General features: G+C 46.7%; 11 protein-coding genes. 1 reads left to right on the top strand and 10 read right to left on the bottom strand.

The window, feature by feature from the left end; all coding sequences use genetic code 11:
* The first annotated feature begins 53 nt into the window (after window positions 1-53).
* Window positions 54-830 (top strand): MbnP family protein, encoded by a 777-nt coding sequence (locus SFV55_RS04985; RefSeq protein WP_320028365.1) that lies wholly within the window; start codon window positions 54-56, stop codon window positions 828-830.
* A gap of 475 nt (window positions 831-1305) precedes the next feature.
* On the opposite strand, the gene SFV55_RS04990 is transcribed toward SFV55_RS04985, so the two are convergent.
* The 10 genes from SFV55_RS04990 to SFV55_RS05035 form a co-directional block, all read right to left on the bottom strand.
* The gene (locus tag SFV55_RS04990; RefSeq protein ID WP_320028366.1) at window positions 1306-3636 is read right to left on the bottom strand and encodes a TonB-dependent receptor; all 2331 of its coding nucleotides are present in this window, start codon (window positions 3634-3636) and stop codon (window positions 1306-1308) included.
* A 114-nt stretch (window positions 3637-3750) separates the two neighbouring features.
* A complete protein-coding gene (locus SFV55_RS04995) occupies window positions 3751-4884 on the bottom strand; it encodes a DJ-1/PfpI family protein (RefSeq protein ID WP_320028367.1) in 1134 nt (377 codons plus the stop codon).
* Between the two features lie 28 nt (window positions 4885-4912).
* On the bottom strand, window positions 4913-6031 hold the full coding sequence (locus SFV55_RS05000) for a PepSY-associated TM helix domain-containing protein (protein ID WP_320028368.1): 1119 nt from the start codon (window positions 6029-6031) through the stop codon (window positions 4913-4915).
* A 9-nt stretch (window positions 6032-6040) separates the two neighbouring features.
* Window positions 6041-6883 carry a DJ-1/PfpI family protein gene (locus SFV55_RS05005; protein ID WP_320028369.1) on the bottom strand — a complete coding sequence of 281 codons (843 nt, stop codon included), beginning with the start codon at window positions 6881-6883 and terminating at the stop codon, window positions 6041-6043.
* A gap of 106 nt (window positions 6884-6989) precedes the next feature.
* Window positions 6990-9134 (bottom strand): T9SS type A sorting domain-containing protein, encoded by a 2145-nt coding sequence (locus SFV55_RS05010; RefSeq protein ID WP_320028370.1) that lies wholly within the window; start codon window positions 9132-9134, stop codon window positions 6990-6992.
* A gap of 43 nt (window positions 9135-9177) precedes the next feature.
* The gene (locus SFV55_RS05015; RefSeq protein ID WP_320028371.1) at window positions 9178-9927 is read right to left on the bottom strand and encodes an MbnP family protein; all 750 of its coding nucleotides are present in this window, start codon (window positions 9925-9927) and stop codon (window positions 9178-9180) included.
* A 52-nt stretch (window positions 9928-9979) separates the two neighbouring features.
* Window positions 9980-11596, bottom strand: a complete 1617-nt coding sequence (locus tag SFV55_RS05020) for a cbb3-type cytochrome c oxidase subunit I (protein ID WP_320028372.1) — start codon at window positions 11594-11596, stop codon at window positions 9980-9982.
* Between the two features lie 217 nt (window positions 11597-11813).
* On the bottom strand, window positions 11814-12398 hold the full coding sequence (locus tag SFV55_RS05025; RefSeq protein WP_320028373.1) for a DUF2911 domain-containing protein: 585 nt from the start codon (window positions 12396-12398) through the stop codon (window positions 11814-11816).
* A 5-nt stretch (window positions 12399-12403) separates the two neighbouring features.
* Window positions 12404-13213, bottom strand: coding sequence for an MbnP family protein (locus tag SFV55_RS05030; RefSeq protein WP_320028374.1), 810 nt, complete (start codon window positions 13211-13213; stop codon window positions 12404-12406).
* 185 nt (window positions 13214-13398) lie between these two features.
* Window positions 13399-13788, bottom strand: a complete 390-nt coding sequence (locus tag SFV55_RS05035) for a hypothetical protein (protein WP_320028375.1) — start codon at window positions 13786-13788, stop codon at window positions 13399-13401.
* Window positions 13789-13956 lie beyond the last annotated feature (168 nt).

Genomic DNA, 13956 nt, shown 5'->3' on the forward strand with positions numbered 1-13956 from the left:
TGATAAAAAAAACCTATTTTTGGGTACTTGCATCAAATAAAGCCTTTAAAACCATGAATAGAATCAATTTTTTACTTACCCTCTTGTTGGCTTTCAGTCTTTTGACCTGCGATAAAAATGAAAACATCAATGATACTGGCGGCGAATTGACCCTCAATTTCCGAGGTTTTTTTGACCAGAATAAACTGAAAATGTTCAACGCAGATTATCCTTACGAGGACAATATGAAACTGCGTTTGCAACTGTTCCAATTTTACATTTCGGATGTAGCTTTATTAAAAACCGATGACCCGAAGGGGGATAGCCTCCAACTCATCGATGTTGAACTCGTATCTTTCAAAAACATCCAATCCGATGACGCGGCGCAAAAAGGCATTTCCTTTAGCCTCAAAAATATTCCACCGGGCATCTACAAAGGCCTCAAACTGGGACTGGGCGTTTCGTCGGACCTCAATGCGGTAGGCCCAAGCAGCTATACACCCCCCCACCCATTAGATGACAATTATTGGTCCTGGGCAAAGGGCTACGTTTTTACCAAAATTGAAGGCAACGCCGATTTGGACAATAGTGGGAAGTTCGCTACCAAACTCACTTTCCACGTGGGCGAGAATGAATTTTTTCGCAAAAAAGTGTTTTTGACCGACATTGTCATCAAGGACAAAAGCAGCAGCAATTTCACCCTAGATGTTGACTTGCACCGCGTTTTGGCTAAATCTGCCAGCGATTATCTGGATTTCCGCAAGGTGACTCAGGATCATACCATTGATAAATCCATCACCAAATTTCTTGCGGATAATTTGCAGGAGGCGTTGAAGATGCCGGGAAAGTAGGGAGTATCCGAGGAGCAAAAAAAGCGCCAGTCAGCATGAGATTTGACTGGCTCTTTTTTTATACATTAACGTGAGTTTTGATTTATTTTCATTGAATATCAATGGGTTATTGTGCTTTTTTTGCAAAAAGGATGTTCATTCGCAACATTTTTTACCGCAGAGTTTCGCGGAGTAAACACAGAGTTTCGCAGAGTCTAGGCCACCTTCGGTGGCTAAGAGTACTCAGAGGCGCATTGAATGAACACTAAATACCTGACTTTCAAATTTTAATCATAATCGACCTCCAGCCACCAGAGGTGGCAAAACTCCTAAAAACTAATAAAACTCCGCGAAACTCTGTGTTTACTCCGCGAAACTCTGCGGTAAAAAATTAATTAATTCAAACCTCACCTAAAACTAGGGGACTCGGCGCGGCATCTTTGCAATGTGCCTTTAGGGAGGACTCACGTTACATTAATGATCAGGCAGGAGGAAATTAAATCCTTACACTCAAAGTCATTCCCACCATTCGCGGCGCACCAAGCATATACGAACCAAAAGTGCCCCAGCCGAGGTACCTGGCATCGTTCAAATTGCGCCCCCACAACGCCAGATCAAAATGGGTACTGGTCAAACCCGCGCGGGCGTTGATGATGCTGTACCCTTTTTGTGATTCAGTGTTTTCAAAGTTCAATTGGTATTCACCCGTGTAGCGGTATTCACCTCGTACAAAAACGGCGAGTTTTTGCTTCGACGATTTGAAAGGCACCGAGTATTGTGCCACTAACATGGACTGAAATTTGGGGTTGTAAATCGCATGATTGCCTTTATAATCCTTCACCGCGAGCGTAGCAAAATCAAAAAGCGGCAAGCGGGCATACTCACTGCCTGAAGTGCTCGCCGTCCAATCAATTTGTAAGTTGCGGACAGGTAGTACCGACAGCTCTGCTTCGATCCCAAAATTGTTCATATCTCCCACATTAAGCGTGGCATAGTTGATGCCATCTTTACTGGTCGTAACTTGCTGGTCTTTTTGTTGGAAATAAAAAGCCGTAAGATTGAGGCGCAGTTTGCGGTCGAGTAGGTCGTTTTTGATGCCAATCTCGTAGTTGTCAGATTTTTCTGGGTCGTAACTTGGAAAGGCACGGGAGTTGACATTAAAGCCACCAACCCGAAATCCTTTGGCGTAGGACGCGAATACCATGGATGCTTCATTCAACTTAAAGCTCAAAATTACCTTGGGGGTAAATGCTGAAAAATCACGTTGAACGGTGGTGTCCGCAGTCAGAGGAGTAACAAGACCATTTTTTTCAAACTCATTGTTTTCGGTGCGCTCCCGGTGTTCGGTGTCATAACGAGCACCTACGGTCAGGTCAAATTTTTCCGAAACGGAGTAAGTTGCTTGTCCAAAAAATGCCACACCTCGATTGTTGCGCTTGCCATTGGTGATGCTGCTATAGGGGGCATTGGGGTCAAAAAGCGCGTAGTCTTCCCCGAAATAGGTTTTTCCCACCGTATTGGTTTTTTCAAAAAACAAAAAGGATCCTATTGTCCATTTCCATGCCTGGGCAGTAGTTGGCGAAGAAAAGCGAAGTTCTTCGGTAATTTGTTGTTGCTCAGTATCATTGTCCCCACTGATAAACCGTGCCGGGGTGAAATCAAAATCAAATTGGTCAGGATACCAACCATGAAATTTGATCCCCGAGGTTTGTGAGGTGAAATTGAACTTCTGGCCATAATGCCGAGCGGTGAAGGAGGCGTTGGTATTGCTTATCCTTTCGGTATTGGGGAAGTTGCCAAAAGCCTGATAGGGTGCATTCAAGGCGATGGAATCGGTGGCAACCCAAGGGAATGAACCAGCATCTTTATTGCTTTCCGAACGCAATGTGAAGTCAAATGCCCAATTTTCGGATGCCAGGTAGCGCAGGTTCACAAATCCATTGAGCGATCGACGGCTGTCAAAATCTTGGTCATTAAGGGTTGGGTTTTCGTACACTGCCCCCCGTTTGTTGAGTTGGCCACCGAAACCGACGAAAAATTTGTTTTTTACCAAAGGCAAACTCACTGCCGCATTGTATCGTTGTTGGCCATAGTCCCCTATGCTGATTTCTGCTCTTCCAGTTGCCTGGTTAGTTGGCTTTTTGGTGATAACGTTGACTACACCACTGAAGGCATTTCGCCCGTACAAGGTACCTTGAGGCCCGCGCAGGATTTCGATACGTTCAATGTTGTTGAAATTGAAAGGCGCGGAAAAAAAATCGAATTGATAAACACCATCAACATAGGTAGCCACGGCTTGTTCATTGGTAACCCCTAATGCGCCGCGGATATTCAAAAAAGTGGAAGCTGTACTGTTGCCGTGTTCGATCGTGAAAGAACTTGGTGCAAGTGCAGTCAAATCGGAAATGCTCCAAATCCGGTAGTTTTCAATTTCTTTGGCGGTAAGCGCCGTTACGGCTAGTGGTGTTTTTTGCAATTGGGTTTCGATTTTGTCGGCACTCACAATTACTTCGCTTAACTGTGCGGTGTTTTCCTGCAAAATAAAATCCGCCTGCGTAGCACGGGCTTCTGCCACCACAACAGTACCCGTTTGGCTGGCAAAACCAACTGCACTGACCGCAAGTTGATAATTTCCTGCGGAAAGGGTAAGGATAAATTGGCCATCCCGGTCAGCCGTGGTTCCAATACTGGTGTTTAGCACACGAATATTGGCTAAGGCAATGCCTTCGCCAGATTGTGATTTAATACTCCCTTCTAATGTTTGGGCAAACGCGAGCTTGCTTATGAAACAAAGAGTTAATGCCAAGAAGAAAATTTTGAAATTCATTTTGAATGAAGATTAGTTGAAAAAATAGATCTTTTGGGTTTTAAGTGGGGGGCAAAAGGCTTAGTGGCGATATAAAAGTAGACCCGAAGGGCATTTGATGGAAAAAGTAAAACCCTACAAGCGCTTCACTTTCAAGGTGATCAAACTTGCATTGCTGCCATCATCACCAATCACCAACTCAGCCATCCACTTTTTCCCATTCTCCTCAAAATTCCAAAGCTCTTTTTTGCGCGCCTTTTTCCAACCCGCCACTTGTTCCAATTGGTAAGCCAAAAGCGGCAGTAAATCGGCTTTGTCCAGCTCTGTAGTCACCTTGAGGTCAACCCGCCATTGGTTTTCATCCCCTGTATAAGTCGTCATTTTGTACTCGTAAGGGATGAAGGTGTTCAAAAAATCCTGTACATGTTTATCGGCCAATTTGGAGCGGATAAAAGGATTTTCATCGCGCCAGTCGTATTCGAGGGCGTTGGCCAGTTTTTTGGTTTGTGCTTTGCCCAAATAGAGCGACACCAAATGGAAAGCGGCATCAATACCCGAGGAAAGGCCCGCCGAGGTGATGATGTGGCCATTGTCCACAAAGCGCACATTGGCGATTATTTTTGATTTGGGTGCAAACTGCTGCAATGCCTCCACCGCCGGATAATTGGTTGTGGCGGTTAGATTGTCCAGCAAGCCACCTGCCGCCAGGTAAAAGGCTCCGGTACACACTGACATGGTATGTTTGCTCTTTTTATCCACCCTGCTGATCCAGTTGACCGCAGCTGTATCAGCAGGATTGACATTGCCGCCCGGAACCAGCAAAATATCGGGCATGGGGGCATCCACGTAGGAATAGTCGGGTTTGAGCTTTAAGCCCATACTCGTAGCAACAACCGAAGTGCTGGAAGCCACGGAGTAAACGTCCATACCTGCTGCGGCAAAAACCTCCCAGGGCCCGGAAAAGTCAATGATCTCAACCCCCGGAAAGAGCAGCACTGCCACCTTTTTGTCTGTGAATTCACCATGATAGGCATCCGCATTTTCAACGCCCTCATAGGCGGCGTACAACTTCATGGCGCAGTGGGGGCAAAGACCAGGCTTTTCAAAGTGGATGGTATCACAATCGAGGTCGCAAGGAGGGCAGAGGAAGACGATTTTTTTATCCTTGGCTGCGGATGTTTTTTGGGCATGGCCCGGTATTGCAAAGATCGCCAGGATGCATGCGCTGAAAAGCCAATGTTTGATTTGGTTAAGACTGAAAGTGAACATATGGATTGATTTTAGGAAATGAACTCTGCTATGCTTGGGCATTCAACTTGACAAATTTTGGCCGTTTTTTCCCTCTTCTGCGCCACCACAACAAAAAGCCAGTGATGGAGAGTAAGCCTGGGGTAAGCCCAATCAATATGTACAAAATCCGAATGGGCAGCCCTCCAAAAGAACCGACATGCAGAGGATATACTAAAGCTTCCAGCTTTTCACTCCAAGTAGCCTTATCAAGGGTGCTCATAGCAAGGATGCTTCCTTTTTGCGGGTCTACAATCACTGCGTTAGATGCCCCAAATAGAGCCCAATCTCTCGGCCTTTCGCCAATGACATTAAAATTGCGCTCCTCTTGGGTGGGAAAGTACACATAAGTTGGTTTGAATTCAGGCAGCGCTTTTTTAGCCTTTGCCAGCATATCATCAAAGGACTGCGGCATGGCAATATTGGCCTTCGAGGGCTGCGTTTCTCCTTTCCAGTAGCTGGAATCAAAAGCAAATTTGTTCATCCAAAAGCCAGTGAAAAAAATGATCAGGTTGAACAGCAGTGCCCATACACCCACCACCCGGTGCAAATCCGAAGAAGCAGTCCGCCAGTTTTTCCATTTTATTTTTACCCGAAAAGTCAGCGCTTTCCAAAAGAACTTGCGGTAAACAACCAAACCAGTCAAGATGGATATCAACATTGTCAAGCCAAAAATGGCCGTCAATGCAGCACCCGGCGCACCCAAATGAAAGGAAAAATGAAACTGAAATAGCCATTGCATGATGCCCGACTGGAACTGATCGTAACGCCCTTCGCGCAACACTTCAGCAGTGTAGGGATTTAAGGAAATGAGTTCCAGATCGTAGGTATGCAATTTGCCATCGTTGCTATACAGCCTAAAAGTGTAAGCATCACTGGCTTTGGCACTTGGGTTGATCCAGGCCAAACCATCGAGGCGTGGATAACGCTGGGTGATTTTTTGATACAGCGAATCCAGAGGCAATGGTTTGGCCTGTACTTGTACGGTAAGTAAGTCTTGGTTCAACCATTCATCCAGCTCTTCCATAAACACCAATGCCGAGCCACTCAGGCCCAGGAGCAATAAAAACACCCCCGTGATCAAGCCAAAATAGCTGTGGATGGTAAAAAGCAGGCGACTTATTTTCATGGTTTAGGTTTATTTTTTTTGACTTGCCGCCTTTTTCTGTTTCTCCTTTTCCAGCAAAGGCTGTAGTCCCATGTCGTACATTTGCAGCATCATATCCACTACAATCGGTTCGGTCTTTTTAACCGAGCCTGCATTGTAAGGTGGTTTGGGGTCGTATTCCAAATCCAGCATTACGCCTTGAGTGTATTTTTTCCCCATCAGGTCGTCCATGATGCCCAAGGCCATGTCCATGCCTGCGGTAACGCCGGCGGAGGTCCAATATTTGCCGTCTTGCACATAGCGTTCCGGCTTAAAATTGGCACCATACAGTTGCATGAATTCCTCGGCGCGGTACCAGTTGGTGGTGGCATTTTTGCCTTTCAAAAGCCCGGTAGCACCCAAAATCCAGCCGCCCGTACACACGCTGGTGGTGTATTTGGAGGTTTTGTCGATGCGGCGAATCCAGTTGAGTACTGCTGTGTCCTGGGTTTGCATAAAGGTCTCTATGGCACCGCCAGGAATGACCAGGATATCGAGTTGTTTGACGTCGGCGATGGATTTGTCCACCTGCACTTTCAAACCCCGCTGGTTTTTGACCATGCCTTTTTCTTTGGCCACAAAGAAAATGTCGACACTCATGAGCTCCGAAAGCACTTGATAAGGGCCAATTGCATCGAGGGTATTGTAACCGTCGTACACGTAAATGCCAATGGTTTTGATGGGCACTTTGGGTTGGGTCATGATGATGGCCATCAATTCATCGTGGTGTTTTTGGGCTTTAGCCAAAGAATCTGCAGTGGTGGTTTGGGCTGAGAGTAGGGTAGAGCCTAGCATAACAAAGCAAAAAAAGAAGAGCATTTGAAGTGATTTCACGATATTCAGGTTGAGGTGCAAGGCAGTTTTTTTACTGCCTTACCAAGATGAAGCAATTAAAAAACCGGCGAGCAGTAGCGCTCGCCGGCACCCTAGTTTCATTTAACTATTGGATAAGCAATTTTTTCACCCCAAGGCCCTCGTTCGTACGCACGTGTACGAAGTAGACCCCAGCGGGCAAATTGCTTGCTGTGTTGATGTTTTGGAATTCATTGACATTGATGATGTCTTGCAGCAGTTTGCCCTGTTGGTCGTAAATGCGTACGCCTTCAATTTTGGCTTTAAAGCCTTGAAGCTCGATGGCAAACTGACCCTTGCTGGGGTTAGGGAAAATGCGGATGGACGCATTTAATGCTTCATTGAGGTCATTTACCCCGGTTACAACGGCTGGCAACTCCGACAAGGCATTGGAATAAGGACAGTTGAACTCAGTAGAGACAAACACGCGGGTGGTTACAAATGAAACCTTGTGTACATTGGTATAACTAGGCAAATTGAATTGATTGCCCCCGGCGATCCAGGTTTTGCCATAGTCAGAGGTAGCCAAAAGACCGCCTTGGTAACTGGCAAAAACATACCCGTAATACACGCCCATGTCCTGGATTTTGCTGCCATCTCGGCCCATCAACACGGTATGCGAAATGGAAACTGGCGCAGCTTGCGTCCATGTTGCAGCGTCCAAATCGGCTACAAATACCCCGGAGCCATTGGTGCCCGCAAAAAGTTTACTGCCTTGGGTGGCCACTGAAGTGACGTTCAGGTTGCTCAAACCATTGTTGGCTGTAGTCCAGGAATTAGCCGTTTCAGTTTTGGTGAACACACCCTGTCCGAGGGTACCTAACAGGATTTTGTCGCCGTAAAACGCCAGAGAAGTAGGTGCTGCATTGGCGGGCAAACCTGCTTTGAAGTCTACCCAGCTTGCGTTTTGGTATACGAACAAACCATTGGCCGCGTCGATGAGGTAGATATCCTTGCTGGAAGCGTAAAGTTTTTTGACATTCAGGTTGTTCAAACCTACGTTCAGGGCAGTCCAGGTTTTGCCCGTATCAGCGCTTACAAAAACGCCGCCATTTTTAGTGGAAGCATACAATTTCGTGCCCAAGAAACGCAAATAGGTCACGTTCAAGCTGTCAGTCAGGCCCTTGTTGGCACGTACATAGGAGGCCGCCAGGTCTCGACTTACAAAGACACCACGCTCGGTAGCGGTCACTACCACCGCTACACCGCTTGCTTCTATGGCATAGGTTTCCAGGTTATTGAAGTTGGTGTTGCGGGCAGTCCAGGTAATGGCCGAAGCAGGGGCGGTAAAAATACCTTCCTTACGGGTACCTGCCAGCAGGCTGGTGCGGAAGGGCAATACCACGGTTACGTCGTTTGTACTCAAACCAGTACCAGCTTTTGTCCAGGTGTTGGCCGCGAGTACATAGGCGCCTTGATCCGTAGCCAGGTACCAGTTGCTGCCGCTGGTGCTAACGCTGCGCAGGGTAGTATTGGCAGGTGCGCCAGCGACCAAAGCAAAGGATGGTGTAGCAACCGTGCTGGCGCTACCCAAGACCAATAAACCTTTGGCGTTGATCACGGCCAGTTCATCGCTGGTCGCATTGTAAGCTAAGGCGATGGTTCCAGCCACGTTCAAGGTATTGGCATCGTTAAATGCTGTCCAGGTGCTGCCATTGTCGGTGGATACAAAAAGACCAGCATCCAAAGTAGCAGCAACAACTTTACTTCCCACTTTCAGCAAAGCAGTGACTGTTTGGTTGCTCAGTCCCGCGTTGTTGACCAGGGCCCAGTTGGCACCTTTGTCCGTAGTTTTGTACAAACCACCACCTTCCGTTCCCAACAAAAGGGTGTTGGCATCCAGGGCAAGCAAGGATTTGATCTTGAGATTGGTCAAACCGTTGTTGATTTGGTTCCAGTGCCGGTCGGTTCCTACCAATCCGTTAAAAATATACACGCCGCCATCAGCAGTTCCAGCAAACAAGTTGCTGCCATTGTGCGTCAGCGCAGTAATTTTACCGCTTCTCAAGCCAACTGGAATCGCTCTCCAGGCAACCAGGCGGGAGTTGGTGCTTTCATACACCCCGCCATTAAAAGTACCAAGGTAAACGGTAGAGTCATTGCTGATGGCTACGCTGACAGAGCCGCCGAATGGGCCTCTGGAGCCAAAATGCGCCCAAAGCGCCTGGCTGCACAAAAAGGCAAGAACCAGCAAAGTAGCGGTTCTAGGGAAATTGTAGTTGTTTGTATTCATCGCTATAAATTGGTTAATGTGTGAATAATGTCGATGGTGATGTTCATTCATAAATAAACATGGAGGGAATGTTGCGTACAATTTGCTGGGCAGTAGTATTGGCGTTGTCGGCAATGGTTTGTACTGACAAATTGCTGGATTTATTCAAGGCAAGGCCCTTGAACAACTGGCTGTAATCCACAATGATGTGCCCGTAGAAGTAGGTGTCTTCCTTGATCGAAAATTCGCGTTCTGGCATTTTGACGGCCACGAAATTGGCATTGGTGCCAATTTTATACACAAAAGGAACTGGCGAATGACTCAGGTCGGCCGAAGTGTCTATTTTGCCTTGTACATTCATGAAGAGGTAGCCGTTGGCTTGAGCAGCACTGTTCCACCACATGGCAGGCTGGTTCAGGATTGCCGAGTCCTTGGGGGCAAGGGCATTCACCGCAGCAGGTAAACCAACTTTGAAATGCACAGACTTGTATTTCCCCACCGGCACTTCGGCCACTTCATAGGTTTGGTCTCTGAAGTTTTTTAGCAGAATTTTACCCGGAATAGAATACAAAGAACCATCTTCTTTGAGCAGCTGAATTTCAGAAATGTACATCTCCGTATAGTCCAGTACAATGCTTCTACCTTCGGAAGTCTGGTACTCAATTCCGTATAAGTCGATCTCTTGCAAGTCAATGTAATTGTGCAAATGGAACAAAAAAGTTCCTTTGGCCGCAGGTGGTTCGGGAGGCTCTACTGCCTCATTCTCACAAGCAAAGCAGTACAAAAGCCCTAATAGGAAAATGATTTTTTTCATAACAACTATTTGATTAATCTATTTGGGTGAATTCAAATCTTGATCATGACCATTATTGCTCCTGGTATACTTTCCCTTTCCAAAAGCTGTACACCAGGTTGCTGAGAAAAATAACTTGCATGGTAAAAATGGCCACGGCAGCGAAGGTGATCAGCTCCTGGGATTGTGCGGAAGTGCTCAGGGTTTCAAAATCTTTAAATTGTGGTAAGCCACGGGGAATACCCAAATACCCATTGATCAGGAGGGCAAAAAGGAAAAGGTAGGTGAACATAAAAGTGCCCCAGAAATGTACGCTGCCCAAGGTTGCCAACAGTTGTCGGCCAAACATTTGGGCATAATACTGATAGATGGCCGCAAAAATGGCATACATCGCGCCGATCCCAATCACCAAATGGAAATAAGTCACCTCGTAATAACTATTGTGCATCTCAATGCTCAACACGGGATTGGAAACGAAATAACCCAATAAGCCCCCGGTCAGCAATACCGAAATGCTGCCAACCACAAACAAAAGGGCCGGGTTGTAGCGCAATTTTCCACCACGTAAAAAGGTCACCAACCAGCTGAGGGCAATCGACATGATGGCGATGGCCTGCACGGCACCCAATGTAGCCATCAGGTTCAATTTCCAGGCTTGGCTGGCAGCATCGAAGTTTTGGAATAGCCAAATCACCAGGGCCACCGCTCCGATGATGCCCATGCTCCAAATGATGACCCGGCGACCAAACATGTTTTGGTCCATTTGTTTGGTCAAAATATCGGATACTATGCCAATGGCGGGCAAACCAATCAAAAACATTTCTGGCCGGCCCAGAAACCAGAATTGGTGTTCCAAATGGTTTTGAGCGGTCAAGTCCTCAACTCCTGCACCGAAATAATCGCCAAAAAGAATACTGCCTCCCAGTAAGTTGCCGCTTAAATTGAGCAACTGTACTACACCAAACAGCAGGAAAAACAACATCCCCATACCCCCAAACCAATAAAAAGACCAGTGGATGATGGAAAACTCCTGGGATGGTTTACTGAGTCGGAAGGGGTGAATGGTGCTGAAAATATTCAGGCAACTCAGGAAAAATGCGACCGACAAGAGGATAATGCCAAACAGCCAGGGAATCGATGCCTGGCCATTGTACAACAATGCATTGAGGATCGGATTGGTGCGCCAACCGCCCAAAGGGGTGTTTTGAAAAAACAGGGCAAAAAACAGCGCGATTCCCGCAAACCAGTACAATCCCAAAGCCAAACTGCTCAACCGGGGTGAGGCCATTTCTTCTTTTTCACACAGACCAGGAACCAGGTAATAGGCTAGGCCGACTAAAGCCCCGGCGGCTACAAAATAGACCATCAAAATGCCATGGATGCTCACCACGGCATGGTAATAAATGCCATTGAAGCGCTCAGGATGCTCTGCCGTGCCAATCCAGCTGCCAAACAGCGGTTTGAGCCAGGACAAATCGGCAGCAGGGTCAACTATAAAAATCCGAAAAGCCACTGAGATTAACCCACCCAGCAAGGCCCAAAATATAGCCCCTAGCAGGTAATGTTTGGCCACAATTTTATGATCCTTACTGAACAAATATTTGCCCATGAACCGGGCACTGTATTTGTCGCTGGCCGCGGATTGAGTTGTTTCTTCGTCTACGGCAATCGTTGGTGTAGAGGTATTCATGAATCCGTGTTTAATGTGTGTTGATCTACCCATTCGAGGTAGAAAGGAGGGGCTCCTACCGCTAGGAGCCCTCGAAAAAACATTCATTCTAATGACGTGTAGAAAATGCTCTTATTAAGCTAGGGCATAGGGAAGGCAAGGCTCGTGCAGTGCACGAACCCACCCAAATAAGTTGCGACAAACCAAAATCACAACCTGATAGCAAGTACTAATAATCTTATTCCTTCAGCTCAAGGGGCAAACTGATTTTCAGTTTTTCCCAATGCATTTCAATTTTGCCCTGTTGATCATTGTCTGCCAGGACTTTGTACAACAGGCGCTCCTGAACTGTGCTGAGGGTATCGGGTTTTACCTTGATGCGTAGGATGTCATCTTTGGCATCGTACTCATCCGCCAGGTGTTGATCCCAATTGCGATTGAGAATCAAGGTCCATTCACTGGTGTCGGGGATGGTGAAAAAAGCGTATTTGCCTTTGGGCACCACTTTTCCGGCAATTTTCACCTGATCGTAAAACTGGATGGAAGTGGCATTGTGCGCCCCCGTCACCCAAACCTCCCCGAAAGGAACCAGTCCGCCCCAGATGATCCGGCCACGTACTCCGGGCGAACTGTACTCCAGGTGGACGTGCACCGGGCCAATATTGGCCATGGCACTACGCTGGGGGCTACCTTTGATCGTATCGGTATTGGCAGCGGGGCTTTCGTGCTCGCCATGCTGGTGGGCAGCCTGGTCATGGCCGTTGTTGTTTTGACAACTCCAGGCCAGCAAGCAAGCACACAAAAAAGGGATCATCAATCGCATCGTCGTTATTGAGCTTTAGGGTTTACAATCTGCCCTACTTTGAATAGACTGGTATGGTTGTTGGCAATCAACACCGATACATCGCCGGACATTACTGTAGTGTTTTTGGCAATGCTGATGGTATTGGGGCCATCAAAGAGTTTGTTGGCATCAACATTGATGTTCAAGGTAGTGGTGGTGCCTTTGCCCACGGTTGCTACCTGATTCTCAAATGCTTCGCTGAAATTCCGAATGTTGTTGGTTGATTTACTGATCATACCTCCAAACCCGCCGATGTGGTAACGGAATTTTTGGTTGCCCGCACGGTCGGCTTTGGCCTGAGTGGAAAGTCCTTCCATTTTTAGAAAAATATAACCCGAATTCCAGGACCAATACATGTTTCCATCCCGCTCGCCAAAAGCAGGGTCCAACACCCCAGTGCGCTGACTCAGGTCCATGGTATTGCGCAAACTATCTACCCCAATCACAAAACTGACCCCGGTGTAGTCATCACTGGGTACATTTTTGAGTTGAATGGATTGGGAGGCGGCGTCGCTGGCCCGGACCAAAAAATAGCTGTCGTTTTGGGGAACTATGTACTCTGCACCATTGCGGGTTTTGAGTTTGATGTTGCTCACGAAAAAGTTGAACAAAGTGAAATTGTAACTTTCACCCGTAGCATTTTGGTAAATCTGCTCGGTGTTCAGACGTAGAGCTTGATTGCCAGCCATTAAATTGAACTGGATGTTGACGTTGCCAGAGGGGCTTTGAGCTTGCAATTGGCCTAGTACACAAAGGGCCAACAGCAGCAGCAAGGCATGCGGTTTGCTAAACATGATGATGTGGATTGAAATGAATGATGTAAAGAAATAGCTCGCTTATTCGCCTCGTGCAGAAGCAAACGGGCGATAAAAATTTGATCTTAAAGGCTTTGTGAACAGGTGCTTATATCGCCAGTACAATACATAGCGTAGGTCACCTCTGCAAAAGCATGGTCAAGTCAAATCCGAGCAGCTGAAATTTAAGCAATGGGAGGTCTAAAAAGGGCGTGCTTTTGTGGGGAAAGCACTACGATTTGGTAAGAAAAACAATCCTTGTGTTGATTCAGTGGAGAGGCTTTAGGCGTAAAAAAAACTAGAGAAGGATATTGAAAATCAAAAGATAAGGTTTTGCCCATTAGGTCTTCTACGCCATGTGCTACTTGTTTGTCCCCATCTTTGGGCGTAGCTTTGAGCTGGAAACTGAGGAAACATTTGCCATTACAAGTCAATTCGGGCTTGTCCCGATTGATGCACAATTCCTGAGCAATGTAACTGCGATTAACCATAAACCAAGCCCACACCAACCCCGTTCTCCACACGGGCCAGAGCATCAGAAAAACCAGAAAGTAAGTGTAAAACACTCTAGTCATTCGGCTGATTCAATCGGTTAATTATCAGGTATAAAGATAAAAAAAGAAGTGAGAAATGAAAAGTGAAAAGTGAAAAACTATAAATAATTTTTCACTTTTCACTTTTCACTTTTCACTTTTCACTTTTCACTTTTCACTTTTCACTTTTCACTTTTCACTTTTCACTTT

This window comes from Haliscomenobacter sp. (genome assembly GCF_033763495.1).
Lineage (GTDB): Bacteria > Bacteroidota > Bacteroidia > Chitinophagales > Saprospiraceae > Haliscomenobacter.

Bases quoted from the DNA above. Each gene is read 5' to 3' on its own strand.
- SFV55_RS05035 (WP_320028375.1), bottom strand. From the start codon at position 13,788: ATGACTAGAGTGTTTTACACTTACTTTCTGGTTTTTCTGATGCTCTGG.
- SFV55_RS05010 (WP_320028370.1), bottom strand. From the start codon at position 9,134: ATGAATACAAACAACTACAATTTCCCTAGAACCGCTACTTTGCTGGTT.
- SFV55_RS05025 (WP_320028373.1), bottom strand. From the start codon at position 12,398: ATGCGATTGATGATCCCTTTTTTGTGTGCTTGCTTGCTGGCCTGGAGT.
- SFV55_RS04995 (WP_320028367.1), bottom strand. From the start codon at position 4,884: ATGTTCACTTTCAGTCTTAACCAAATCAAACATTGGCTTTTCAGCGCA.
- SFV55_RS05000 (WP_320028368.1), bottom strand. From the start codon at position 6,031: ATGAAAATAAGTCGCCTGCTTTTTACCATCCACAGCTATTTTGGCTTG.
- SFV55_RS05015 (WP_320028371.1), bottom strand. From the start codon at position 9,927: ATGAAAAAAATCATTTTCCTATTAGGGCTTTTGTACTGCTTTGCTTGT.
- SFV55_RS05030 (WP_320028374.1), bottom strand. From the start codon at position 13,213: ATGTTTAGCAAACCGCATGCCTTGCTGCTGCTGTTGGCCCTTTGTGTA.
- SFV55_RS04985 (WP_320028365.1), top strand. From the start codon at position 54: ATGAATAGAATCAATTTTTTACTTACCCTCTTGTTGGCTTTCAGTCTT.
- SFV55_RS04990 (WP_320028366.1), bottom strand. From the start codon at position 3,636: ATGAATTTCAAAATTTTCTTCTTGGCATTAACTCTTTGTTTCATAAGC.
- SFV55_RS05020 (WP_320028372.1), bottom strand. From the start codon at position 11,596: ATGAATACCTCTACACCAACGATTGCCGTAGACGAAGAAACAACTCAA.